Annotated in this window: 20 protein-coding genes and 6 pseudogenes; 20 read left to right on the plus strand and 6 right to left on the minus strand. The window is 51.7% G+C overall.

All coding sequences use genetic code 11. The features are described from left to right. Positions 1-17: 17 nt before the first annotated feature. The 3 genes from ABDK09_17775 to ABDK09_17785 are packed head-to-tail and all read right to left on the minus strand — an operon-like array spanning position 18 to position 1,507. Positions 18-170 carry a hypothetical protein gene (locus tag ABDK09_17775; protein ID XAW88835.1) on the minus strand — a complete coding sequence of 51 codons (153 nt, stop codon included), beginning with the start codon at positions 168-170 and terminating at the stop codon, positions 18-20. A gap of 43 nt (positions 171-213) precedes the next feature. Continuing rightward, positions 214-762, minus strand: coding sequence for a DeoR/GlpR family DNA-binding transcription regulator (locus tag ABDK09_17780; GenBank protein ID XAW88836.1), 549 nt, complete (start codon positions 760-762; stop codon positions 214-216). After that, positions 755-1,507, minus strand: coding sequence for a glycerophosphoryl diester phosphodiesterase (locus tag ABDK09_17785; GenBank protein ID XAW90773.1), 753 nt, complete (start codon positions 1,505-1,507; stop codon positions 755-757). Before ABDK09_17785 ends, ABDK09_17780 begins: the two co-directional genes overlap by 8 nt. 304 nt (positions 1,508-1,811) lie before the next feature. On the opposite strand from ABDK09_17785, the gene ugpB reads away from it, so the two are divergent. The 7 genes and pseudogenes from ugpB to ABDK09_17820 all read left to right on the plus strand — a co-directional run bounded on the left by ugpB (position 1,812) and on the right by ABDK09_17820 (position 8,699). Then, the gene (ugpB, locus tag ABDK09_17790; protein XAW88837.1) at positions 1,812-3,119 is read left to right on the plus strand and encodes a sn-glycerol-3-phosphate ABC transporter substrate-binding protein UgpB; all 1,308 of its coding nucleotides are present in this window, start codon (positions 1,812-1,814) and stop codon (positions 3,117-3,119) included. Positions 3,120-3,321: 202 nt separating this feature from the next. After that, positions 3,322-4,203 carry a sn-glycerol-3-phosphate ABC transporter permease UgpA gene (ugpA, locus tag ABDK09_17795; GenBank protein ID XAW88838.1) on the plus strand — a complete coding sequence of 294 codons (882 nt, stop codon included), beginning with the start codon at positions 3,322-3,324 and terminating at the stop codon, positions 4,201-4,203. After that, positions 4,203-5,051: a sn-glycerol-3-phosphate ABC transporter permease UgpE gene (gene ugpE / locus ABDK09_17800; protein ID XAW88839.1), complete on the plus strand. Its 849-nt coding sequence runs from the start codon at positions 4,203-4,205 to the stop codon at positions 5,049-5,051. Before ugpA ends, ugpE begins: the two co-directional genes overlap by 1 nt. Beyond that, positions 5,052-6,246 (plus strand): annotated as a pseudogene (locus ABDK09_17805) (sn-glycerol-3-phosphate import ATP-binding protein UgpC). Continuing rightward, positions 6,239-7,127, plus strand: a pseudogene (locus ABDK09_17810) (HAD-IIB family hydrolase). Before ABDK09_17805 ends, ABDK09_17810 begins: the two co-directional pseudogenes overlap by 8 nt. A gap of 213 nt (positions 7,128-7,340) precedes the next feature. Then, on the plus strand, positions 7,341-8,018 hold the full coding sequence (locus ABDK09_17815; GenBank protein ID XAW88840.1) for a DUF1826 domain-containing protein: 678 nt from the start codon (positions 7,341-7,343) through the stop codon (positions 8,016-8,018). Positions 8,019-8,138: 120 nt separating this feature from the next. Then, positions 8,139-8,699: a histidine phosphatase family protein gene (locus ABDK09_17820; protein ID XAW88841.1), complete on the plus strand. Its 561-nt coding sequence runs from the start codon at positions 8,139-8,141 to the stop codon at positions 8,697-8,699. 137 nt (positions 8,700-8,836) lie between these two features. Here the strand turns inward: ABDK09_17820 and ABDK09_17825 are convergent. Beyond that, positions 8,837-9,656, minus strand: a pseudogene (locus tag ABDK09_17825) (pyridoxal phosphatase). Between the two features lie 283 nt (positions 9,657-9,939). On the opposite strand from ABDK09_17825, the gene ABDK09_17830 reads away from it, so the two are divergent. Continuing rightward, a complete protein-coding gene (locus ABDK09_17830) occupies positions 9,940-11,112 on the plus strand; it encodes an MFS transporter (protein XAW88842.1) in 1,173 nt (390 codons plus the stop codon). 65 nt (positions 11,113-11,177) lie between these two features. On the opposite strand, the gene ABDK09_17835 is transcribed toward ABDK09_17830, so the two are convergent. Then, entirely contained in the window at positions 11,178-12,599 is a 1,422-nt protein-coding gene (locus tag ABDK09_17835) for a PLP-dependent aminotransferase family protein (protein XAW88843.1), read from the minus strand. 179 nt (positions 12,600-12,778) lie between these two features. Here ABDK09_17835 and ABDK09_17840 point away from each other — a divergent pair, with 179 nt between their 5' ends. Continuing rightward, positions 12,779-13,444, plus strand: a complete 666-nt coding sequence (locus ABDK09_17840) for a pyridoxamine 5'-phosphate oxidase family protein (GenBank protein ID XAW88844.1) — start codon at positions 12,779-12,781, stop codon at positions 13,442-13,444. Positions 13,445-13,595: 151 nt separating this feature from the next. Here ABDK09_17840 and ABDK09_17845 read toward each other — a convergent pair whose 3' ends face one another. Continuing rightward, the gene (locus tag ABDK09_17845) at positions 13,596-13,883 is read right to left on the minus strand and encodes a hypothetical protein (GenBank protein ID XAW88845.1); all 288 of its coding nucleotides are present in this window, start codon (positions 13,881-13,883) and stop codon (positions 13,596-13,598) included. 423 nt (positions 13,884-14,306) lie between these two features. Between ABDK09_17845 and ABDK09_17850 the strand changes: the two genes are divergently transcribed. The 11 genes and pseudogenes from ABDK09_17850 to ABDK09_17900 all read left to right on the plus strand — a co-directional run bounded on the left by ABDK09_17850 (position 14,307) and on the right by ABDK09_17900 (position 25,073). Continuing rightward, positions 14,307-14,663, plus strand: a complete 357-nt coding sequence (locus tag ABDK09_17850) for a MarR family transcriptional regulator (protein ID XAW88846.1) — start codon at positions 14,307-14,309, stop codon at positions 14,661-14,663. Positions 14,664-14,768: 105 nt separating this feature from the next. Then, positions 14,769-15,905, plus strand: a pseudogene (locus tag ABDK09_17855) (FUSC family protein). Between the two features lie 52 nt (positions 15,906-15,957). Then, positions 15,958-16,776, plus strand: a complete 819-nt coding sequence (locus ABDK09_17860) for an FUSC family protein (GenBank protein ID XAW90774.1) — start codon at positions 15,958-15,960, stop codon at positions 16,774-16,776. Continuing rightward, positions 16,770-17,000: a DUF1656 domain-containing protein gene (locus tag ABDK09_17865; protein ID XAW88847.1), complete on the plus strand. Its 231-nt coding sequence runs from the start codon at positions 16,770-16,772 to the stop codon at positions 16,998-17,000. The genes ABDK09_17860 and ABDK09_17865 overlap by 7 nt, the downstream gene beginning before the upstream one ends. Further along, entirely contained in the window at positions 16,997-17,875 is an 879-nt protein-coding gene (locus ABDK09_17870; GenBank protein ID XAW88848.1) for an HlyD family secretion protein, read from the plus strand. The genes ABDK09_17865 and ABDK09_17870 overlap by 4 nt, the downstream gene beginning before the upstream one ends. Positions 17,876-18,151: 276 nt before the next feature. Further along, a pseudogene (gene mtgA, locus ABDK09_17875) lies at positions 18,152-18,794 on the plus strand (monofunctional biosynthetic peptidoglycan transglycosylase). Positions 18,795-18,947: 153 nt separating this feature from the next. Continuing rightward, positions 18,948-20,982 (plus strand): annotated as a pseudogene (locus tag ABDK09_17880) (PhoX family phosphatase). 237 nt (positions 20,983-21,219) lie between these two features. Continuing rightward, on the plus strand, positions 21,220-22,572 hold the full coding sequence (locus ABDK09_17885) for a zinc dependent phospholipase C family protein (GenBank protein XAW88849.1): 1,353 nt from the start codon (positions 21,220-21,222) through the stop codon (positions 22,570-22,572). Positions 22,573-22,734: 162 nt separating this feature from the next. After that, on the plus strand, positions 22,735-23,664 hold the full coding sequence (locus tag ABDK09_17890; GenBank protein XAW88850.1) for a hypothetical protein: 930 nt from the start codon (positions 22,735-22,737) through the stop codon (positions 23,662-23,664). 326 nt (positions 23,665-23,990) lie between these two features. After that, a complete protein-coding gene (locus ABDK09_17895; protein XAW88851.1) occupies positions 23,991-24,131 on the plus strand; it encodes a hypothetical protein in 141 nt (46 codons plus the stop codon). A gap of 18 nt (positions 24,132-24,149) precedes the next feature. Then, positions 24,150-25,073, plus strand: coding sequence for a GGDEF domain-containing protein (locus tag ABDK09_17900; protein ID XAW88852.1), 924 nt, complete (start codon positions 24,150-24,152; stop codon positions 25,071-25,073). Positions 25,074-25,076 lie beyond the last annotated feature (3 nt).

Below are 25,076 nucleotides of genomic sequence, written 5' to 3' on the forward strand. Positions count from 1 at the left end.
CGATGCAATCGCGCATTTTAACTGCTGAATATGCGGTCAAACGCGCTGAGCGGAACTACCTTAGTATTGGCTTTACGCTGCCACTTACTCTGTGTTGCCACCAGCCATTTTTGCTGTGCATTGGCTAAAATGGCGCGGCTGACATTGGCTTCACGCAGCTCATGCTCCATAGCAAAAGTCTGCCTGGCCGGTACCTGCGCCGAACTTGAATCTTCAGCCGCGACAAGTTTCAGTCACACTGGCGCACCCCACAATCGCAATATCGGCGACAAACTGGGCGAAAAACAGCTCCACAGCACCATCGACCACATCACGATCGTTACTACGGATCCGCCCTCCCGGGATCCAGGTTTCTATCTGCTCATACTGCGACAGAATATGCGCGGCCTCAAAATTATTGGTCACCACTCTGAGTTCCCGGTGTTGGGTCAGACTCTGCGCAATCAATGCGATCGTGGTACCAATGCCGAGAAACAGCGTGCTGCCATCAGGGATAGCCGCAACTACCTGTTCAGCTACCGCCTGCTTTTGCGCCTGATTAGTCACCTGACGGGACGTATAACTGCGATTGCTCAACGTCGCAGGCAACCCCACGCCTCCGTGATGACGCCGGGTCAGTCCGAGCTGGCAAAGTTCATTGATATCGCGCCGAATCGTCTGGGTGGTGACGGCAAACCGCTGCGCCAACTCATCAATCGAGCAGTACTCCTGCTGCTGAATCAGTTCGATAATGCTTTGCTGACGGACGGATAAGTCAGTCATTCAGTGCCAGCTCTGGCTCACGCTGCAGCAAAAGCGCGCGATAGCTTTGCGGCACATCACTGATCATCATATCCACGCCCCACTGCCAGTGCGCCTGCACTAACTGCGGAAAATTAGGTGTGTAACAGAACAGCTGATAGCCAAGCTGTTTGATTTGACGCGCTTGCTGCTCCGTCAGGAAACGATAATCGCAATGTACGCTGTAGGCATCGATATGTTGCAATACCGCCGCGAAATCAGCAGGAATCGACTGCCAAAGCTGACCACGGCGCACATCCGGTAAATAGTTCTGCATGGTTGTCAGCACAGTGGAGTTAAAGCCGGAGAACAGGATTTGCGACGGTTCTATTTCCATCTGTTCAATCACCTGCACCACTTTTTCACACAGCAGATCAATCTCATCGTCCGCATACACTTTGAGCTCAATATTGAGCTTCACTCCGGCCTTAGTGACGAGATCCAACGTCTCTTGCAGCGTCGGAATATGTTCTCCGGCAAACTCGTCACCAAACCATACCCCCGCATCCAGTAGTCTTAACTGATGCCAGGTTAACTCTTTCACTCGTCCCTGGCCGTTAGTACAGCGATTAACGGTTTTATCATGGATAACCACCGGAATATGGTCCGCACTCAACTGCACATCAATCTCAATCCATTCGCAGCCAAGGTCAATCGCTTTACGCATTGCGGCCAGAGTATTCTCCGGCGCCATACTGGACAGTCCACGATGCGCGGTAATTTTCAGTTTCTCTTCCATCATTCAATTTCCATCTTGTTCACTTCTTTTCAGATGAACTATCCCAGCGCTCAATGACGCTTTGATTACACCGTGCAATTCAGCGTTGTTCTTCAAGATGTTCAATTAAGTTCACTTTACTGTCACCAGAGCGTCATCTAACCCTTTTAATGTTCATTTCATGTTGCCGGGAGCTGAAAAACAACGGAAATGAACATCCGCCCGCTGACAATCTGTCTTTAAGAAAACAGATCGGTTGCAACAAACACGAGAAGACGATCGGTTTAAGTTATCCCAATCAAAAGGAATCAGTATGGCTATAAAACACCTTGCCGGATTTGCGGTGGCGGCGGCGCTGCTCAGTGCTCAGGCCCAGGCAAAAACCGAGGTTGAATGGTGGCACGCCATGGGCGGCGCTCTGGGAACCAAAGTTAATCAGATTGCCGCTGACTTTAACGCCAGCCAGTCAGAATACGAGATCAAACCTGTCTACAAAGGCACCTATGCCGAGACAATGACCAGTGCAATTGCCGCCTTCAGGGCAAAACAGCAACCGGCCATTGTTCAGGTGTTTGAAGTCGGTACCGCGACCATGATGGGGGCGAAACAAGCGGTGTATCCGGTTTATCAGCTGATGGCCGATACCAAAGAGCCGTTTAACCCGGATGATTACTTGGCTGCAGTGACCGGCTACTACACCAGCAACGACGGCCAAATGCTTTCATTACCGTTTAACAGCTCCACGCCGGTGCTGTATTACAACCAGGATATGTTCGCCAAAGCAGGCATTCAGGCACCGCCCAAGACCTGGCAGGAGATGGAAAGTGTCTCGCGCAAACTACTGGCATCGGGCGCTAAATGTGGCTTTAGCACCACCTGGCAGTCCTGGACCCAAATTGAAAACTTCGGCGCCCGCAACAACATCGCGCTGGCCAGCCAAAACAACGGTTTTGCCGGTTTAGATACCGAGTTCAAATTCAATGGCGCGGCGTTCGTTAAGCACATCGACGAGATGGGCAAATGGTCAAAAGAAGGCATTTTTAAATATGGCGGGCGTCAGTCAGACGGCATGCCGCTGTTCTACACCCAGGAATGTGCCATGACCATGGGTTCATCGGCGAGCCTGGCCGGTATCAAAGAAAATATGCAGGGTATTAACATCGGGGTTGCAGAGCTGCCTTACGATGCCGAACTGGTCGAAAAACCACAAAACACCATTATCGGCGGCGCGTCACTGTGGGTGCTGCGTGGTCATTCTGAGCAGGAATATCAGGGCGTTGCCAAGTTCTTTACTTACCTCTCCAGCCCGAAAGTTCAGGCCGACTGGCATCAGTTCACCGGCTATCTGCCAATCACTAAAGCGGCTTACGAGCTTACAAAGCAACAAGGTTTCTATAGCGCTAATCCGGGAACCGACACCGCTGTACTACAGATGACATCCAGTGAGCCGACTACTAACTCGAAAGGCATTCGCTTTGGTAACTACCTGCAGACCCGCGACATCATCAACGAAGAGCTGGAAGCGGTCTGGGCCGGTAAGGTCGGCGCTCAGGCAGCACTCAATAACGCAGTAAAACGTGGTGATGAGCAGCTAAGACGTTTCGAACGTACCCAGCGATAAACCACACCGGTGCTTGCGGTTCAAAACGGAAGCACCTTTTGCCGGCGCCGCACTGAGTTGGCCTCACGTGTAGCGCCCCGTCTAACTGACACCTTGCACGCTTTTTTCTGGTGAATGTTTTTACTGGTGCATGTTTGTACCTGTGTCTGTTTTTGCAGGTATTTGCTGACCTGTGCTTTTTACCTGAGGTAGTGGTACTGATATGTCCTCACCCGTTATTTTTAACAACAAATGGTTACCCGCCTGTTTGATCGCCCCGCAGTTGGTGATCACGCTGGTATTCTTTATCTGGCCAGCCGGACAAGCGATTTTTCAGTCGGCGCAGCTTGAAGATGCGTTTGGCATGAGCCGCGAATTTGTCGGCCTGGAAAACTTCCAGACGCTGCTGTCGGATCCGCTCTACCTGGACTCTCTGCTGACCACGTTGCAATTCAGCCTCACCGTGGCGGTGCTGGCCCTGCTCAGCGCCCTGGTGCTGGCCGCTTTTGCCGAGCATATCGTGCGTGGCGCCACCGTTTATCGCACTTTTCTGATCTGGCCTTATGCCGTAGCGCCGGTTGTCGCCGGTTCGCTGTGGCTGTTTCTGTTCGATCCCACCATTGGTGTGATTACCGAACTGCTGCACTGGTTCGGCGTTGACTGGAATCCGACCCTGAACGGAACTCACGCCATGTGGATGGTGATCATCACCTCGACCTGGAAACAGATAAGCTACAACTTCCTGTTTTTTCTTGCAGCGCTGCAGTCCGTTCCCAGATCACTGCATGAAGCGGCGGCTATTGACGGCAGCGGTCCGGTGAAACGCTTTATCACCATCAGCTTTCCGCTTATTTCGCCGACCAGCTTCTTCCTGCTGGTGGTTAACTTCGTCTACGCCTTCTTTGATACCTTCGCCATCATCCATGCCATGACCTCCGGTGGCCCGAGTAACAGTACCTCGACGCTGGTTTACAAGGTGTATAACGATGGTTTTATCGGCCTGGATCTCGGCTCATCCGCGGCTCAGTCCGTGGTGTTGATGTTACTGGTTGCCGGGCTGACGGTAATTCAATTTAAATACGTTGAGAAAAAGGTAGCTTACTGATGGTAGAAAGAAGACCCCTGTTCAATCTGTTTTGCCATGTCATTCTGCTGCTTGGCATTGTTGCGATTGCGCTGCCGGTGTGGATAGCTATCGTTGCAACCACCCACCACAATTACGAGTTTGCCACCAGCACCCCGTTATGGTTTGGTGATTTGGGCTTTGAGGTATTTCGCGACCTGTTCAGCAGTGACAGCAGTTTCAACAACAATAGCCTGCCTATCGGCCATATGTTACTGAACTCTCTGATCATGGCGCTGTGTATTACCGTCGGCAAACTGATCATCTCAATTATGTCCGCCTATGCGGTGGTATTTTTCCGCTTCCCCGGCCGTATGCTGGCGTTCTGGATGATCTTTTTCACCCTGATGCTGCCGGTGGAAGTGCGCATCATGCCGACGTTTGAAGTCATCACGAACCTGCACATGCTTAACTCTTTTTCCGGTTTAACCATCCCGCTGATTGCCAGCGCGACCGCGACCTTCCTGTTTCGTCAGTTCTTTCTCACTGTGCCGAATGAACTGATAGAAGCGGCTCGCATTGATGGCGCCGGACCAGTGAAGTTCTTCTTCGATATTCTGCTGCCGCTTTCTCGCACCAATATCGCCGCACTGTTTGTGATCACCTTTATCTATGGCTGGAACCAATATCTGTGGCCACTGCTGATCACCACCGACGCCAAGTATTACACCATAGTGATGGCGATTAAACAGATGCTCGGTGTGGTTGATGGCGTCATCGAATGGAACAAAATTATGGCCACTACCCTTATCGCCATGCTGCCACCGGTTATCGTGGTGCTGGCAATGCAGAAAGCCTTTGTCAAAGGCCTGGTCGACGCGGAGAAATAAATGTCTACTTTAACTCTTACTAACATTGCCAAATGTTACCCGAACGGCTTTCAGGCCATCCCGCAGCTCAACCTCAATATCGACGATGGCGAGATGGTGGTACTGGTCGGCCCAAGTGGCTGCGGCAAATCGACCCTGCTGCGCATGATCGCTGGCCTGGAAACGATTTCCGACGGCGATCTGCTGATCGACAACACCCGCGTGAACCAACTGGAGCCGGGCGAAACGTGACATCGCGATGGTGTTTCAGAACTACGCGCTCTACCCTCACATGACGGTATACAACAACATGGCGTATGGGCTGCGTAACCGTAAAACCCCGCCGGCAGAGATTGAACGTCTGGTGCATGAAGCGGCAAAACTACTGGAGCTGGATCACCTGCTGGCTCGCAAACCAGGCCAGCTTTCCGGCGGCCAGCGTCAGCGTGTCGCCATGGGGCGGGCGATTGTGCGTGAGCCGAAAGTGTTCCTGTTTGATGAGCCGCTTTCCAACCTGGATGCCAAACTCAGGGTACAGATGCGGCTTGAAATCAAGAAGCTGCAGCGCCGCCTTGCCACAACCTCGGTGTATGTAACTCACGATCAGGTCGAAGCCATGACACTGGCAGATAAACTGGTTGTTCTCAACCAGGGCCATATCGAACAGGTCGGCACACCACTTGAGGTCTACGACCGCCCGGCGTCACTGTTTGTCGCGACCTTTATCGGCTCTCCGGCAATGAATATTCTGGACGGCGAAGTGACGGTGGACGGACTAAAGATCGGCCAGGCGTTGCTGCCAATGGATACCTCGGCTCTGAATCTGGGTAAGGTTAAAATTGGCTTACGCCCCGAACATCTGCAATCTTGTGGCTTAAATGAACCGAATGCCGGCCAGAATGCGTGGTTTAGTGTAGAAGTGGAACTGATTGAAGCCTTAGGCGCTGATCTTTTAGTCTACTGTCAATTACAGCAGGATCCAGCGCAAAAATTGGTGCTGCGCGTTGAGGGCCACACGCCGATACAGATTGGCGACAAACTGGCGCTGACCATCCAGCCACAACAGATCCATCTGTTTGGTTTCAATGACGGTCAGCGCATTGCGTGTACAAAACCTGAAGCGTGCACACAATCTCAGGCATCCAAACAATCTGAGACATCCACACAACCTGAGGCTTGCGCACAACCTAAGGCGCGCGAGGTGGTCAATGGCTAAGTTTTTGCCCGGCAGTTTGCAAAGCGGTGACGACCTCCATCATCTTGGCGACATAAACTGGCTGCTGACCGATGTCGACGACACCCTGACCTGGCAAGGTAAGCTGCCGCCTCAAACCCTGCTGGCACTGACCCGCCTGCAGCAAGCCGGAGTTAAAGTGGTGGCCGTCACCGGTGCCTGCGCCGGTTGGTGCGATCAGATGGCCAAACTGTGGCCATTGCATGGTGTGATCGGTGAAAACGGCGCGTTTCTGGATAAGTTGTGGTGAGCGCGGTTTTACCAGTCACTTCACCCGACCAGCAACAGAGATGAAGCGGCAGCAAACCGCGCTGCTTGAGGCGATCAGCACCATATTGCAAGATTATCCCGGCGTCACCCTGGCGCCGGATCAAGCCTTTCGCTTTTGCGACGTGGCGGTCAATATCGCCCAGGACAGAGAGCCGGTAGATAGTGCGGTTTGTAATGAACTGTTACGCCGCATTCAGGCGCTAGAAATAGACTCGCAGCCAGTCAATGCCACTCAGAGTTCAGTGCATATCAACGTCTGGATCGGCGCTCACAGCAAACGCAGTAGCAGCGAAGCTTATCTGCGTCACATGAATCATGGCCATATTCCGGCTTTGGACCAGCTCGCGTATGTTGGTGATTCGCGCAACGATGAGGGGATGTTCGCCTGGTTGCCGCTTACCTTTGGGGTCAATAACATTCGGCCGCTGTTACCCCTGATGACTCACCAGCCGCGCTATATAACCCAGGCTGACGGCGGTCTGGGATTTGCTGAGCTGGCCGAACAAATAGTACAAGCCAGGCTAGATGTCTCCGGGCAAACTGTCTCCAGGCAAACTGTTCCCCGGAAAACTGTCTGTTCCCGGGAAAACTAAGGTCATGGCGGTTCACTAAGCATGATTATCCCTCTTACCAAGCGGTAAGAGGGATGTGTATTAAGCCTCTATAACCTGCTCGATCCTGTGCCATGCAGCGGTCGTTCTCTGTTTCTCTGTTTCTCTGTTTCTCTGTTTCTCTGTTTCTTTAGCCTTATTGTTATGATATAACATTTCAATAAATCAGATAACATACCAACATGGAAGAAACCGATGAGCACGCAAACCGCCAGTTATAATCTCCCGACCGAGCGCCAGGACTTGTGCCGCGCCATTACCTCAGATCATCCTTTGGTACTGACGGAAATTTTCAAGCCGGAACATAATCTTGCCATCTGGCAACGTCGACTGCCCGACAGCCTGACGCAGGGTATTGAACAGGCATTACAACAAGGCCTGCGCGTTAAGATCGCTTTGCAGGTCACACCGCAGAATGTGTGGCAGGAACTGCGCTCGGAACTGGCACAATGGCCATGTGGCGATGAACTCAGCGCCAACATCAGCGAGCTGGCCGAGATGTACAGCATACTTTTTGAAGCCCGGACTCTTGGTATTCGTCTCACCACCCTGGACTCCGCCATGTGTCCGCGCTTTCACGTTGACCGGGTTGGCTGCAGGCTGGTGAGTGCTTTTTACGGCCCGGGCAGTGAATGGCTGGCCGATGAAGACGTGGACCGACGTCACTTAGGCCCGCGCGACAGCAAAATCGACGACATCAGCGCCGGTTTATACATCACCCGCGAGCAAATTCAGCCTATCGGATGCGGCGATGTCGCGCTGCTGAAAGGTTCAAACTGGGAAGGCAATCAACACAATGCCATCGTACACCGCTCTCCGCCAGTGCCGTCCGGACAGACCCGCTTACTGCTATCGATTGATTTAATTGACTAACTTTTGGCTGAAGCACAATCAATCAGCAGGCTTGATAGCGGTCATTCACTTCAGCCAACCTCGCAGCTGTGATATAACAGAGCGCACTATTAAAGCCGGCTAAGTAGCTAAGGATTCGCTGTGAAGAAAGTGCTGTACCTGATGAGACACGGGCAAACGCTGTTTAATGTCAGAAGAAAAATGCAGGGCTGGTGTGACTCGCCGTTAACCGAACTGGGTATTGAGCAGGCCAGACAAGCCGCCGCCTATTTTGATGAGGTTGAACTGACCCACCTGTACAGCTCTTCCTCAGAACGTGCCTGTGATACCGCTGAGCTGGCAACCCGCAATCGCATGCCATATCAGCGCCTGAAAGGTTTAAAAGAGATCAGTTTTGGCCTGTACGAAGGCGAAAGCGAAGATTTACACCCGGATCTGGAAACGCGCGAGAACCACTACGTGCAGTTTGGCGGCGAGTCCAAAACGGCGGTCAGAGAGCGTATGGTCGAAACCTGCCACAAGCTAATGCAAAACGAGGATCATCGCTGTGTGCTGGCCGTTTCCCATTACGGTGCGTGTAAACAGTTCCATCTGCACTGGAATCAGGATGCCGATCCGGCGATGACGATTCCCAACTGCGCCATTTTAAAATACCAATATCAGGATGGTCAGTTTGAGTTTATTGAGATGATCACACTCTAGCAACGATAAGGGATGCCACCGGGCATCCCTTTGTTTTAGGCACTGGAGATGTTTTTATTCACTGAGCATCTCTTTGTTCCCTGAGAATTTCTTCATGCCTTGACAATAAATTGCCTGGCTCCAAACCCGTCGTGAGTTTACAGAAACAGCGCTTTTAACTCATCCGCCAGCCCGGTCGCGTGATTGTTATTGTGCTCAGTGACCCGGTCAGCATGCTGTTTGACTTTGTCGTCTGCATTTTGCATCGCGATCCCCAGGCCGACTTTAGACAGCATCGAGATATCATTGTGGTTATCACCCACCGCGACACAGGCTTCAAGCGGAATGCCGAGCTGTTCAACGTAGCGTGTCAGCCTGTTACCTTTACTGTTACCAATAGCAGAAAAATCGACCCGGTCGACCCACGACTGCTCGCCGATAAAGTGCTGGCTGACAAAATCGATATTGGCAAACGTGTCGACATCACCGCCTTCTACGACAAATTTCCACACATAGTCGGTTGCGGCCAGCTCCTGACGGAAGTCTTCCACCCGGCGGATATTCGGACGCTGGTGCGCAGGGAAACGTCTGTGACCAGGTCAGCATGTCTTCCATGTAGTTGATCGGACGCTGGTTGGAATACAGCATGGCGTCTTTGACGTACATCACCATTTTCAAGTCATGCTGCTCTGACAAATCAATAAACTGAGCGGCGGTGTCTTTCGCTATCGAGTTTTCGCTGAGGACCTTCTGCTGGCCGAAATCATACATGTAGGTGCCGTTGCAACAGATAATCGGCGTGTTCAGTCCGAGCTGGCGGTAAAACGGTTCCGCAGCCACATGATGACGTCCGGTCACAATCATCACATGTGCAACTTCGGCAATGGATTTTACCGCTTCAATCAGAGCAGGACTGACTGTGTGGTCCGACGTTAATACCGTTCCGTCGAGATCCAGTGCCAGTAATTTACGCTGCATAGTTCCACCTTTTGGTCTGTGTTGGTTTAAGGTTCATCAGATCCCAGTGTAATTCATTGCCTATGCCGGTTTAAACCCAAATCGCGCTCATCATTGCCGCTAATCGTTCTAGGGTATCAAATTTAATGCATAGCCAAGCCTTTAAGTCTCCGCTGTGAGTCCATACAATAGTAGCCAGTAGATAAACCGCCAACAGCTCAGCCTGTTACACCATCTTTCAAAGCACTCACCGTTGCCATTAAAGGCGGGCTTGAAAGACCAAACCATTTTTGAGGACAACACTATGCCAATTGCACTATGGGCTCTTGCAATCGGAGCCTTTGGGATCGGCACGACTGAATTTATCATCGCCGGCCTGCTGCCGGTTATTGCTGCGGACTTTGATGTTTCTGTTCCGGTCGCCGGTCACCTCGCTACCGCTTATGCTCTGGGCGTGTTTGTCGGCGCACCGGCACTGGTTATCTTTGGTGCCAGAATTCCGAAAAAAGCCATGCTGGTTGTGCTGATGCTGCTGTTTATTGCCGGTAACCTGATTACCGCGATGGCACCGGATATGAGCATCGCCATTGTGGGCCGAATCGTGACCTCTCTGACGCACGGCGCCTTTTTCGGAATCGGCTCCATCATTGCGGCAGAGATGGTTGAACCGTCTAAACGGGTGCGTGCCATCGCGTTTATGTTTATGGGGCTGACCGTCGCTAACCTGGTGGGTGTTCCGGCCGGGACCTGGCTTGGCCAGCATGTCTCCTGGCGTGCCACTTTTGCGGTTATTTCGCTGATTGGTGTCGTGGGCGTTCTGGGTATCTGGCGCCTGATCCCTCATCAGCCAAAAGCCAAAGAACACAAGTTTTCTAAGGAGTTCAATGCTTTTCGCAGCCGTAATGTGCTGGTTGCAATGGGGATTACCGTGCTGGGTCCGGGTGCTTTCTTTACCTCCATCACCTACATGGCGCCGATGGCGATTGAGCTGGCCGGTTACAGCCCCGCCAATATTACCTGGTTAATGCTGTTGTTCGGCTTTGGCCTGTTTGTCGGTAATCAGCTCGGTGGCAAATATGCTGACAAAGCACTGATGCCGATGCTGTATACCACCTTGTTCGCCCAGGGTGCTGTGCTGCTGGTGTTCAACTTCACCATAGACAGCCAGTTCATGACCGCGTTGTGTATTTTTCTGATGGCAGCGTTTGGCTTTGCCACCGTATCCCCGATCCAGAAACTGGTGATGGATAAAGCCAAAGCGGCTGGCGCGCCGACTTTGGCGGCGACGGTCAATATCGGTATGTTTAACCTCGGCAACGCATTGGGTGCCTGGTTGGGTGGTGTGGTGATTGCCGCCGGCTACGGTTTGCAATCACCTAACTGGGCCGGAGGACTGCTATCCTTTGGTGCATTAATCCTGGCCCTGGTATCCGGTATGATGGATAAAGCTGCGCAAGCAGAACCCGTCACCAGTTAAATCGGTCAACAGCATGTCAGGACACCCGGTTTCGTTACCTGTTCTGACATGCCGTTATTGAACCGCTAATCGTGAAACAGTTCGGCCAAAGCGCGGATTTTAGGGTCGATCTCTTCCAGCGCAACATTACCAAAGCCAAGTACAGCGCCGTGCCATCCTCGGAATGGTGCCGTAGCCGGCTCATAATAGGCCAACGGACGGATAATAATGCCTTTCTGTTCAGCACGCTGTGCCCAACTCACTTCATCAATCCCCTGCTGCCATTTCATCGTGATATGCAGCCCGGCGGGCTGACTGATGATCTCCACCTTATCGGCGAAGTAACACCTGATAGCCTCACACATCGCGGCATATTTGCTCTTATACAGGCGGCGCATTTTACGAATATGACGCAGCAGGTCGCCCTCGACAATGAAATCTGCCAGTGCTGCCTGGATATGAGCCGGTGAATCTCCGCTTAACGCATCTTTAATCATCAGGCATCGCTCAACCAGCGAGTCCGGCACCACCAGATAGCCCAGCCGCAGCCCGTTAAACATCACCTTACTGAACGAGCCGACATACAACACCCGCTCATCCATCCCCATCTGTCCGGCCAGACCTTGTAAACTGGTGAATGGCCTGTGGGCAAACTGAAATTCACTGTCGTAATCATCTTCAATGATCCAGCTTTGCCGGCTCACCGCCCATTCAATCAGGCTGAGGCGTTGCGCTGTATTGAGTGTGGTGCCCATCGGATATTGATTACTGGGCGTGATGTACAGTGCCCGCGCGTCACTTCTCAGCACAGCAGACACATCCAGACCGGTTTTCTCGACCACGGCAACCGGCTGCTGATGAATCCCCAGCAATGCATTAATTTTACGCATCTGGCTATAACCGGGTTGCTCCATCAGCAAGGTATCTGATGCGCCGAGCGTCGCCATAATTGCAATCGATAACGCTTGCTGCGCACCGGAAGTAATAATGATTCTGCCGGCATCACAATGCACCGAACGGCTGGATGCAAGATAATCAGCCAAAGCCGTGCGTAACTCCAGCCTGCCCTGAATGAGATGGTTACCCAATATCGTCGTACGCGAGGCATGACGCTGCATCAAGCGCTGCCATTTGGCGAGCGGAAACTGATCCAGATCCGGCACACCAGGCGCAAACGGACGATTCACTCCCAACGCCGGATCAATGTGAGTGACTGGCTCAGACGCCCTTTGCGCTGGCAGAAAGGATTCCGGCAATTCGACCGCGACGTAGAATCCGGCGCCGGGCCGACTTTCAATATACCCTTCCGCCACCAGCTGCTCATACGCCGCTATCACCGTGTTACGGCTTAAATCGAGCTCCTGCGCCAACTGGCGAGTTGACGGCAATTTACCACCTGTCGGCCACAGATTGTGGACTACTTTGTCACGGATGGCGTGAAACAATCTCGCTTGCCTTGAACCTTGCCGGGTATCTAATCCCAAATCACCACTGTCTATCAGAGCCAAATCGGATCCATCCTTTTTCAAAAACTGGCTCTAAAAAACATACCAGTCAGCCATTATATTGCAATCAAACGATACGCCTATAGCTAAACAATACGCTCATAGCCAAACAATACGCTTGCAATCCAGACGCTCTCTGGCGTGAGTAACGTATTCAAATATAAACAATTACAGGGACTGTTATGCTGTCGAAAAACTCCAGAACTCAAATCAAAAAAGCGCCTCATAAAGCGGTATTCGAACCGGAGAAGCTCTATCAAATTATTGATGAGAGCCTGATCGCTCATATCGCGATTGCGGAAGAATCGGGGCCGGTGGTGATCCCGATGCTGGCCTGGCGGGTCGATGATGCGGTCTATATTCACGGAGCCAACAACAGTCGTTTGCTGAAAACGCTGCAACAGGGTGACTCCACCTGCCTGACTTTCACTCTATTTGATGGCTGGGTGCTGGCCCGGTCCGCTTTTCATCACAGTGCCCACTATCGTTCGGCAGTCGTGTTCGGGCAGTTTGTCTGTGTGGAGGACGCGCAGGAAAAAGACCGCTTATTGAATCATTTTGTCGAACAAATCGCGCCGGGACGCACACAACATATTCGCCTGAGCAACCAAAAGGAATTAGCCGCAACGAAGCTGCTAAAAATCGCTCTGAATGAAGCGTCAGTCAAAATCAGTGCGGGAGAAGTGAGTGATGATAAAGCCGATCTCGATTTACCGGTGTGGGCCGGATATCTGCCCTATCGCACCCAAGTCGGGCCATTGGTGCCAGTAAAAGAACTTGAAGGGGAGACAATAGAAACACCGGACTATCACAGTGCGTATGGTAAACGCTGGTATCAAACACCGTAGACAGGCGCGAATAACAAACCGGCAGCCAAAAAGTCAGCGTCGCCAAGGCCGTTCAGGGACTGAGGGGGATTCAGGAACATCACCCAAACGGCGTTGGTATTACAACTTATGTAGGACAATGCCGGGCTCTGTGCTGTGATCACAGCGCCACTCAAAAATAAGACAACTCTGCGGCATGTTTGGGAAATACCTGCGGCTGAGCGATGATACCCGCCTGATACTGTTCCACCAGAGCCGCAAATTCTCCGCGGCTCATGCTACCTTCCGCCACTTTCACCATGGCATCTGCCAGCAGTTCATTACCGCCTAAACAACGCATTACTGAACTGAGAATGTCCGTTCTGGGCACCCGATCAGTAAGCATCTTTTTAAGCCACATATACTCCGGCGCCTCACCATCAAGGATGGTAGCCCGACCTAACTGAAAACGTTTCATCACAACTTTACAACCTATGCCAAAGGCTCGTTAACCTATACCAACACCACGGTTTTACTTGATATGTAACCGATTACTATTCGTGGTGTAACATATATGTCATACATTGATCGAAATCAACAAATTTCCACTGTGACATCCGCAAGTAAATTGTTAATAAAAGCTACCAAGTCAGATCGCGCTGTGTTGAGTTCGTATCAAGACAGCCGATTATTTTTAAACCCATAATTTAACGACATTTTCCGCTTAATCATTCTCTAATGATGCCCTCGGTTTATATTATCGCCTTTATTGATAGTTAACAAACTAACCATATCGCCAGCATATATATCATTGTTTTTTGAATTATTGCTTTACATATTGTTGCTTTAGCAACTTTATAAATGTAACATTCTGAAACATTTACTCCCCAGCAAGAGCATAATCATGAACGAAAAAGTCAGACACCTGTATGACCTGACCAACTGTCTGCAGCCGGTAAAAATGGCATGGAAACACGCGGTTTCAGAAGCCATCGCCGACTATGGTATTTCGATGTCATTGGCGACCGTGATTGTGCTGGTCCATCGTCACCACGCGGGTTTACTGCAAAGAGAACTGGCGGATGAAATGGGGATCAATCCGGGCACTTTGGTGCGCCTGCTTGATCAGGCCACCAGTGAAGGCTGGCTGGTACGCCACGAAGGCAGCAGTGACCGCCGGGCAAAGACACTGCATATTCTGCCCAAAGGTACCGAAACTGGCGCTGCGGATAGAAACCGCCATCAATGCATTGCGCCTTGAATTAATGGCCGATGTCATCACGGAAGAGATCGAACAGGCAACCCGCCTGCTGCGTCTGTTTGAAAGTCGTGCTATCGAATACGCCCAACAAGCCAAGCAAAGTAAATGAAGATCAGTCGCCACCAGTGGCTATTTGCCGGCAAAGTTTACGCATCTGCGATGCTGGCCTATTTCGTCGCCGCCAGCATGGGGCTGACCAATCCTTACTGGGCCATGGTCACCTGTTGCGTGCTCAACAATCCGTTATCCGGTGCAATGCGTGCCCGCTCCCTGTATCGATTCAGCGGCACTCTGCTGGCCGGGATCCTCGCTCTGGGTCTTTCGGCCTGGCTATCCAGCGAGCCGATGATCCTGGTTTTAGTGACCGGTCTGGTCTCGTCGGTGGTGATGGCGCTCGCCTTTACCGACCGCACGCCGCGTGCTTACAGTCTGCAGTTAGCCGGTATCACCCTGATGCTGGTTCTGGTTGCTTATATCGGGCAGCCGGAAAACATGTTTAACCTGGTCGTGACCCGCCTGACCGAAATTGGCATCGGTATTCTTGCCGTCAGCATAGTCGATGCGTTTTTCAAACCGGGCACAATCAAGCCAGGCTTGACTGCGCGTCTCGACGGCTGGATTCATGATTTGGAGATCTGGCGCGACGACTGTTTCAGCGGCCAGGCCAACCACACCACGGATGTAGACAGAATCAAAATCTTAAACGATGTTTCGTCACTTTCGCAGCTGATCGCCGTGCTGAAATACGATCACGAGTTAGATCCTGCCAGCTATCAGGCCATCATCGCCTTGCAGCGCAAAGCGATGCGCATCATTCCGCGTATTGCAGCCATTGGCCATGCCCTGCACAGTCTCTCGCCGGACATTCGCGACCAGTTTATTGCCACTGTCGAACAGGTGACCCGCCGTGACTCAACTGCTGAAGCGCAGCCGGTCGTCATACCCGATGCTGTGCGAAACCAGGCGTCCGAGTGGGAAATACTGGTGCTCAACCAACTCACCACACTGCTCAACAAGTACGTCAAAGACTGGGCGCTGCTGATGGAGTACCGTGCTGCGGTACATGGGAACTCAACCAGCATCACCACCCGTTATGCGATCAGTAAGGCCAAAGCCTTTCCGCTGCCACCGGATACCGGCCTGGCGCTGCGTATGTTTGTCGGCATTATGCTGACCTATTTTATTCTGAGCGGGATCTGGTATGCGACCAGCTGGAGCCAAGGCCCGAATATGGTGCTACTTGGTGTAGTCGCTATCGGCTTTTTCGGCGGCGCAGACGAAACCTGGGCTGGCAATTGCTCACTTCAGCCGCTTTGCTTTTATTTCGACATTGACCGCTTTTGTACTGGCGTACGGGCTACTGCCGCTGGCCAACAGTTACGACAGTTTTTTGCTGGTTATGGCGGCATTTCTGCTGCCAATGGGCCTTTGGGCTGCCACCAATCCTCTCGCGCTGCTGGTCCTGGTGCTGAGTCTGAGTAACGTCAATTTCCAGAATCACTATACCCCGTTTAACATCGGCTATTTTCTCGATGCGTCTGTCGCGACACTGATTGGTGTCTACGTTGCGTTTCTTGCTGTGGCGATGTGTCGCAGCTGGGGCGCACAAAACGTACTCAAACAACTGGCAGGACGTGAGCTGCGCGATCAGGCCAAGTTACAGACCCAGTTCCATGATGCAGCCATTGACCGTTATGTGGTGCGCTCACTGGATCGCATCGCGCTTCAGGCTACCCGCCTTGGCAGTCGTCTGGAACAGCAGAGTCTGGTCATGATCGCCCATATGAATGGCGCTGTCTTTGCTGCCCGGTTGCGCCAGTGGTTCTACTCTGATCAAGGTGTCCAGACATCGTCGCTCAATAACCTGCTGCAGGCTCTGGCACGCAATGACTATCAATACAGTACTCCATCATCTGATCTGAGCGCTCAATCATCCGACCTGCTTGCTCAGATTGATCACTGCCTGCGTCAGGCATGCGATCAGGCTCAGGATTACGTGCAATATTTACTGACCGGCCTGAGAATCGCGCTGTTCCCGCAGGCTCCGCAATTTATCACCACAGACCACAAATTTATTTCCACAGACCGCAAAATGGACAGCTCAACATGCTGAATGAAATCGATATACTGGGGATTTTTATCTCCCCGTTACTGCTGTGCATGCTGATTGCGTTTTTTACGCGCTTGGTGATCTCCAGCCTGATGACCAAAGCCGGTCTCTACTCTTGGGTCGCCAGACGGCCGATCTTTGATATCGCCCTGTTTATTTCGCTGACCGGGCTGATGTTTCATCTGTTTAACTTAATCACTACTCCCGCAGGGAACACTCTATTATGATCAAAAATAAACTGGCATCTGCATTTCGGGCCCTGCTGACGACCGGGGCCGTGGTTATCGCTGGCTTCGTGGTCTGGCATTTATACGGCTATTATCATTACGCGCCGCAAACTCGTGACGGTAAAATTCGTGCCGATATTGTCCCTCTGGCGACCGACATTTCCGGGACGGTTAAATCGGTCTACGTCCACGACAACCAACGTGTCACACAGGGGACTCTGCTGTTCAGCCTCGACAAAGAGCGCCTGACCCGCGATATGATGCAGGCCAAAGCCACGCTGCAAGAAGCGAAAGCAACTCTGAACGCAGCACAACGTGACTACCGCCGTTATCTGCGCCTTAATAAAGCGGTGTCAGTGCAGGAAAAAGACGACAAACTCGATGCTCAGACCCTGGCTAAGGCCAGTCTGGACAAAGCGCAGGCCGATTTTGAACTGAGCAAAATAAATCTGCAGCGCGCCGATATCTACGCGCCGGTGGATGGCATCATTACCAACTTCTCGCTGCGCCCGGGGGCTTACGCCAGCGCTGGCGTGGCGATCATGGCACTGGTCGATACCAACAGCTTTTATGTCGCGGGCTATTTTGAAGAAACCAAACTCAGCCGCATTCATAACGGCGCCAAGGCGACCATTTTTGTCATGGGTGAAGACCAGCCGCTCTACGGTCATGTGGAAGGATTGTCTGCGGGGATTAATGATAGTGAACGAACCACGGTATCCGGCACCCTGCTTGCGAACGTTAATCCGACTTTTAGCTGGATTCGCCTGGCGCAACGTATTCCGGTCAGAATCGCCATCGACCAGACACCGTCAGATTTCGATCTGATTGCCGGACGTACCGCCTCAATCAGCCTGAGTGAACGAACTCAGTAAGTGAAAGTGAGTAAATCCCCATGAGCCTAGAGACACTATGTGATTGGGGTGAAAGAATGTAGCCAGCACCGCTGCTGCTTGAAGTAGGAAGCGTCTACACAACAGGCCAATCAGGATTTGCACAAAACTCCGGCAATACTCTGACACTTCACGGACAACCCCATAGCAAAAATGGGGTTAACTTCACAGTTTATCTGACTATGACACAGAGATGCAGGTGTGAAAGCTTCTATCCGGACAATCAAACGCAAGATTAAACGAGTGCTGCTGACCTTAATGGGTCTGGCGCTCGGTTTGCCGTTACTGCTTGTCCTGCTGCTTAAATTTGTCAACCCGCCGTTTCTGGGGCTGGGAAATTGCACGCACCCTGTTTCCACCACAGAACTACCCTGCCCGGACTCAGCATCAGTGGGTTCCGTTGAACTCAATCTCACCGGCCATTCCTGCGGCTGTGATTGCTTCGGAAGATCAGCGTTTCCCGCACCACTGGGGCGTGGATATGCACGCCTTACTGTCAGTGCTGGAAAACAGCGGCAGCAACGGCCCGGATCGCGGTGCCAGTACCATTACCCAGCAAACCGCCAAAAATGTATTTCTGTTTCCGAGCCACACCTATGTGCGTAAGGCGTATGAACTCTACATTGCCGTTCTGCTGGAACTCATCTGGGGCAAGGAACGCATCATGGAGATGTATTTAAATGTGGTGGAATTTGGCCCCGGTATTTATGGCGTCCAGGCGGCCAGCCAGCACTATTTCGGGGTCTCGGCCAGTCAGGTCACTGCTTATCAGGCAGCCCAGTTAGCTGTGGTGTTACCTAACCCCTATAAAATACGCCCTCAGCCAATGACGCAGTATGTGCAGCAGCGCGTGAACTGGGTGTTAAGACAAATGCGAAATCTCGGTGCCGTGACATTCTGAGGCACCTTTCCAGCCATAACCATGACGAATCCGATTTTAAGCAACATAACCTTAATCTATCTTTATTCTTTCCGTCACGTTAGCTATCTAAACTTCATCCCGCTCAATTACTTATAAACATCAAGTTAATATTAATTATCGGGAAAGCACACCATGAGTAAGGAAACCTTCAATCCAACACGTTATAACCAAAGTAACAACAAACCCTTTGAAGAGGTGCTGGAAGCGAACCTGTCGCGCCGCAGTATTCTCAAAGGCGGCGTCGGCATCGGTGCAATGACCGCGTTTGGCGCTTTTGGTCTGACGGGTTGTAACTCATCCAGCAGTGAATCGGCCGCAAGCAGTGCGCGCGTCTCTTCGGCGACTCTGAATTTTGAATCCATTGCAGGTTCACTGACCGATGCAGTCGCGGTCCCGCCAGGTTATGTGGCTCAGGTACTGGTTCCCTGGGGCACGCCACTTAACGCACAAGGCAGTGCTTGGTTGAGTGACGGCAGCAACACCAGTACCGATCAGCTTAATGCCTTAGGCATGCATCACGATGGCATGCATTTCTTTCCAATCAATGACAGCGCGACCGACGGCCTGCTGTGCATCAACCACGAATACATCGACCAGGCAGCGCTGCACCCAAGTGGTCCGACTGTTTCAGGCGGCGTACGCACCGTCGTCGATGAAGTGCGCAAAGAGATCTACGCGCACGGCGTGTCTGTGGTTCGTATCCAGTTGCAAAACAACACCTGGCAACTGGTGGATGACGATCCGCTCAACCGCCGTTACACCGGTGCAACTGTGATGGATTTGTCGGGTCCGGTGGCTTATACCGAGAGTGTGGTTACTCGCTTCTCGCCGGACGGCAGTCAGGCGCGCGGCACCCTGAATAACTGTGGCAACGGCTACACCCCATGGGGCACTTACCTCACTTGTGAAGAGAACTGGCCGGGTTACTTTGTTAACGCGGGTACACGTACTGAAGAAACAGAACCGTATCGGCATCGAGAACAGCAGCACTCGCTATCTGTGGGAATCGCTTGCGGGCCATGGGGAAGAACGTCTCGACGAGTTCAGCCGTTTCAATCTCGCGCCAACCGGTGCCAGCTCCAGCGATGACTATCGTAACGAAGCTAACGGCCACGGTTACATCGTTGAAATCGATCCTTATACCGCTAACTCTCGCGCGAAAAAGCGTACCGCTCTGGGCCGTTTCCGCCATGAAGGCTGTACTTTCGCCAAACTTGAAGCGGGCAAACCTGTAGTGTTCTACTCAGGCCACGATTCACGCTTTGAATATCTGTACAAATTTGAATCAGCAGCCAACTGGGATCCGGCGGATGCTAATCCCGCTAACCGCCTGGTGACCGGCGACAAATACATGGATGAAGGCACGCTGTATGTCGCGCGCTTCAATGAAGACAGCACAGGTACCTGGCTGCCATTAACACTAGACAGCGTTACCACAGACAACGGCACTCTGGCGGATCACTTTGATACACTGGCCGACATCATTATCAATACAGCCGGTGCCGCGGACTTAGTCGGGGCAACACCAATGGACCGTCCTGAGTGGTGTACGGTGGACCCTTATACCGGTTCGGTCTACCTGACCCTGACCAATAACACGTCTCGTACCAGTGAAACCAATCCGGCCAACCCACGTCTTAACAACAAATTTGGCCATGTGATCCGCTGGGATGAAGGCGACAGCTCTACTGAGTTCAGCTGGGATATTTTCGTCTTCGGTTCAGCCGCCGGACAAGACGCCGACACCAACCGTTCAAGTCTGACTGAACTCAACCAGTTCGCCAGCCCGGATGGTTTGTCTTTTGACGGACGCGGCATTTTGTGGATTCAGACCGATAACGGCGCCAGCGAAGTCACGTCTTACACCAATGACCAAATGCTGTGTGTGGTCCCGTCCAAACTGACCGACGAAAACGGTGATCAGGTCGCTATCAGTGCTGATAACCAAGCGGATCTGCGACGCTTCTTCGTCGGCCCGAATGGCTGTGAAGTGACTGGTTTTGCCATCAGCCCGGATTACAAATCAGTGTTTGTTAACATTCAGCACCCGGGTAACTGGCCATACAGCGATGACGCTGCAGAAGAGACACCAAACGGCGTGACCGTGCGACCACGTGCTGCAACAGTTGTGATTCGTCGTGAAGATGGCGGTGAAATCGGGGTATAAGTTGTCAAACCGAAACTGACTGCACGGGAAGCCACATGGCTTCCCGTTTTTCTCAGCGCCTAAACATGGCAGCTGATGCACGCCCTTCCTTAGTCGCCTTGTCACTTCCGTTGTAAGTACTGGCTTTGTCTTATCATTCAGACTGCAAAGCAGATGGCGCGGCTTTAAGGTTGCCCATCACGTTTCTCATGACTGTTTAATGGTAGGCTTGGGTACTTTTTATGAATGGAGGTGAGTATGCCCGGCGCCTTTGCCCACATAACCAGCATACATGTCGCGGCCGCGAACAACAGTCTGATGAAACTGAACATTCCCAAGCAGGCTAAAAAGGTCTTGTCACAAAATAAAAGCTTTATTGAACTGGGCTGTGTCAGCCCCGATTACCCTTATCTGGCCATCCTTGATTCGGCGCAGAATAAATGGGCCGACGAGATGCACTACACCAACATCGGCGGATTAATTACCGAACTGATCGCGCTAATTAAAGTGATGGAGGGACGCGAGCAGGATAAAGCCTTTGCCTGGCTGTGTGGATTTGTCGCTCACGTCGCAGCCGACATCACTATTCATCCGGTGGTCGAATTAAAAGTCGGGCCCTACGCAGAAAATGCCAAGCAACACCGAATCTGCGAGATGAACCAAGATGCTTACATCTGGCCAAAACGCATGGGCTTGGGTGAAGTCGGCTATGCTGACCGCGTACGCGACAGTCTCGGCAGTTGTGTCGACAGCGAAAATCCAAAGTCTCTCGACCTGACCATTCTCACCCTGTGGCGCACAGCTCTGATTAACGCCTATCCCGACTATGCGCAACAGTGCCAGCCGGATATTAATGCCTGGCACCACGGCTTCCAGACCGTGGTCGATAAAGTTGAAGAGGGCCACCACCTGTTTGCATGGGCCCGGCATGTGGCCGCCAAACACGGTCTGACCTACCCGCTGCAGCAGGAAGTGGACACGGAATTTATCGAAAATCTGGCAACTCCAGACGGCGACATGCACTACGACGCTGTATTTGATAAAGCAATCCACACCATTCACTGCTTTTGGGAACAACTGTGTCTGGCCGTGTTTGACCAGGGTCCGACAGACTTCTTTAAAAACTGGAATCTCGACACCGGCTTGTGCGAGAAACAATCGCTTAACCGCCTGGGAGGAACTATGAAACGATTGATGTTACTCATCGCTTGCGTGGCACTGACTGCCTGTGCTTCTTCACCTCAGTATCAGGGCGAGGCGATGTATGACATGGCCTCCGTCGTCAAAGATATCGCCCAGTCAGTGGACGGCGAACTCAAGTTCGGTGATACGCAAGGTTTGTCACAAGCGCAGATCGTGCAGAATGCCATGACAGACAACGACGGCAAATTTATCCAGCTACAACAGCTGGCTCGAAAAGCGAAGGTGGAAGATTACCGCATTTTATATGACTTCCAGCAAGAGCATGCGGTGGTTCTGGTGTGTGATGGCGATATCGCCCTGATGGAAGACGCCGGCTGTAACGCCTCGTTTGACAAAGTCTACTGGCATCAGCCACAGCGCAACAGTTGTGAATTTCATCTCGATGCAACCCAACTGTGCGCGCAGTAATGAGCGCTTGATGTCTGTTCGTCATCCGGACATCACCATTTTCGTCTGAATTTGTCGTCAGCCAGACATTATCCTGTCAAACAATATGCAACTATCAACTTATAATTGAGTATGACGATCGGGGACGTTCCCTTGTCTTTGGCCAGGTAAAAAGAGATGACGATGAAAAAACGGAATTTTTGGTTAGCCAGCATACTACTGGTCAGTCCGACAATGGTACTGGCCGAACCTTCAATGACTGAGAATGACTGGCAAATAGTGCAACAAGGTCTTTTTGACGACAACGGCACCTCTTATGTGCTCGACTTGTTCAGTGTGGAGGATTTTTCCTCAGTTTCTCTGGTTGCCGGCGACCCGGACGAAATTCTGATGGGCTACCGGGTTGGCGACAAATGGATGTTTACCCCGATTCCTCAGGGTGCAGACATAGCCACCGAATGCTGGAACCCGCAGCGCCAAGCCTGGGTCAGCGACCGCGGCAATAAAGAACGCAATGCCACTTTTGAAGGCAACGAAATACACACGGTCTATTCCGGCACCGGAATTCCGGTGACGATGCGCATTACCCCTTATCAAACCAAGAGCCAGGCGTGGAAAAATCAGCTCAAACAATTTCCCGCATCGTTAAAACTCACTGCCCTGCAATGGCCGGCTAAAGCTTACCGGGTCGAAACCGCGCAGCAGCAGGATGTATTGTGTCGCTTTGAGAATGAGCTGACCGATACCGTCCCGGACCAAATCCACAGTGTCGACGACTTCACCAGTGCCTCTATCGTCAGTACCTTGTTCTCAGAATATTACCCGGACCATTACACCGTCACCAAAGACAGCTTCGCACTGGATGATATTTCTGAATACCAATGGCATATTGAAAAGCTGAGCAACGGAGTCAAGCTGCTTGCACTGACCGACACCAGCCTGAACGATACAGGGATGGATCAGGAGCCGGACTACTATATGATTCAGAACCGGCAAATATTTCAGGTTCAGCCGTATCCGAAATTCAGCTACGACCAGCAAAAACACAATACCCGCCTGACCTTCAGTGCCAGTTTCGCCACGCAACTGCGTCAGCATTTGCAATCTTTATGATGGATATATTAAAGAAGGCTTCCACGAGAAATTTCACGACAAAACAACGCTCACCGCTAATTTGATACTTTAGGAATAATGTAGGAAAAACCAACATCTATGGCACACTGAGCAGCGTAGTGAAAAGTGTGCAACTTGGGGTTTTCAACACCAATAAATTATTCATGTTACCCACTTTCAATATTAAAGCGTATTCATGATAACTTATGGCAATACAATTAAAACGTCAAAAACAGTTGAAGATCCACGATATAAGGAAGTAAATTGAACCTGTGCAGTCATTGAGTTTTTTGTCGATTGCCGAAGATATTCTTAGGGAGCGGTAAGTGACATCTTTAGCGATAAATAAACGCCTGACAGCGCCAGCATCAGTTGCAGCAGAAGCGTTCGAGCAGTGGTCTCTGGAAACACGCATGGCTCAGGTGCGTTACATGAACTTATTCACTGCCCTGCTCTACTTACTCTAAGCCTATTTTGAAAGTTTGATGGATCTCCCGTATGCCGATGTACGCCTGGCGATACACGGCTTTATGATCCCTCTCTTTTTGCTGTTTATTTATCGCTTAAGTTTCACCCCATCCGCATACTGGCTGATGCGCATGATACTGGTTGGCGCCCCTGTCAGCGCAGTGTGGAGCAATCTGTACTTTAATATGGGCACACCGCTATTTGCCCACTTTGCGCCGGAAATTTATCTCAACATCATCTGGACATTTACCATGTCCGGCCTCACTTTCCGCTATGCGCTGCTGGCAGTCTCTTTATCCCTGTCGGTCACATTAACCAGCACGTATCTCTACTGGGATAATGACCCGACTCTGTACCTGCACTGCTTGTGGTTGCTATCGGCCATGGTATTCGGCGTGGTCAGTGCGCTGGTTCTGGAACGGATGATGCGTTCTATTTATAAACAGCAACGCGAACTGGAACATTCCGCCAGCGTCGATTCACTGACCGGGTTATGGAACCGGGATAAACTGGTGCAACTGTTTAAGCAGGAAATCGAAGAGAAGAGCGAACAGCAGGACTACTGTCTGTTAATGCTTGATATCGACCACTTTAAATCGGTCAATGACCAGTATGGTCACATTGTCGGTGACAAGGTGCTGGTGCAATTTGCTCAACTTATCGAGAGTGTCTTGGCCGAAAAAGGACAGGTTGGCCGCTTTGGCGGCGAAGAGTTTTGTGCCCTGTTACCCAACGCCAGCATAATGCAGGCCAGTACCTTGGCTGAGCAGTTGTTAGCGGCGATCCGTCAGTATGACTTTGTCACCGTCGGCAACAAAACGGCCAGTATCGGGCTGTGTCAGTACCGCTGCAGTGAAAGCTTCGAAGCGCTGATTGCACGTGCAGATAAAGCGCTGTACCGCGCAAAAGAAGGCGGCCGGGATCAGATCAGGAGTTGCTGACTC

This window comes from Vibrio sp. CDRSL-10 TSBA (genome assembly GCA_039696685.1).
Lineage (GTDB): Bacteria > Pseudomonadota > Gammaproteobacteria > Enterobacterales > Vibrionaceae > Vibrio.

Coding starts and splice junctions, on each gene's coding strand:
- ugpB (XAW88837.1), top strand. CDS start 1,812: ATGGCTATAAAACACCTTGCCGGATTTGCGGTGGCGGCGGCGCTGCTC.
- ABDK09_17840 (XAW88844.1), top strand. CDS start 12,779: ATGCTGTCGAAAAACTCCAGAACTCAAATCAAAAAAGCGCCTCATAAA.
- ABDK09_17775 (XAW88835.1), bottom strand. CDS start 170: ATGGAGCATGAGCTGCGTGAAGCCAATGTCAGCCGCGCCATTTTAGCC.
- ABDK09_17885 (XAW88849.1), top strand. CDS start 21,220: ATGCCCGGCGCCTTTGCCCACATAACCAGCATACATGTCGCGGCCGCG.
- ABDK09_17900 (XAW88852.1), top strand. CDS start 24,150: ATGGATCTCCCGTATGCCGATGTACGCCTGGCGATACACGGCTTTATG.
- ugpE (XAW88839.1), top strand. CDS start 4,203: ATGGTAGAAAGAAGACCCCTGTTCAATCTGTTTTGCCATGTCATTCTG.
- ABDK09_17780 (XAW88836.1), bottom strand. CDS start 762: ATGACTGACTTATCCGTCCGTCAGCAAAGCATTATCGAACTGATTCAG.
- ABDK09_17890 (XAW88850.1), top strand. CDS start 22,735: ATGAAAAAACGGAATTTTTGGTTAGCCAGCATACTACTGGTCAGTCCG.
- ABDK09_17815 (XAW88840.1), top strand. CDS start 7,341: ATGAGCACGCAAACCGCCAGTTATAATCTCCCGACCGAGCGCCAGGAC.
- ugpA (XAW88838.1), top strand. CDS start 3,322: ATGTCCTCACCCGTTATTTTTAACAACAAATGGTTACCCGCCTGTTTG.
- ABDK09_17870 (XAW88848.1), top strand. CDS start 16,997: ATGATCAAAAATAAACTGGCATCTGCATTTCGGGCCCTGCTGACGACC.
- ABDK09_17865 (XAW88847.1), top strand. CDS start 16,770: ATGCTGAATGAAATCGATATACTGGGGATTTTTATCTCCCCGTTACTG.
- ABDK09_17830 (XAW88842.1), top strand. CDS start 9,940: ATGCCAATTGCACTATGGGCTCTTGCAATCGGAGCCTTTGGGATCGGC.
- ABDK09_17850 (XAW88846.1), top strand. CDS start 14,307: ATGAACGAAAAAGTCAGACACCTGTATGACCTGACCAACTGTCTGCAG.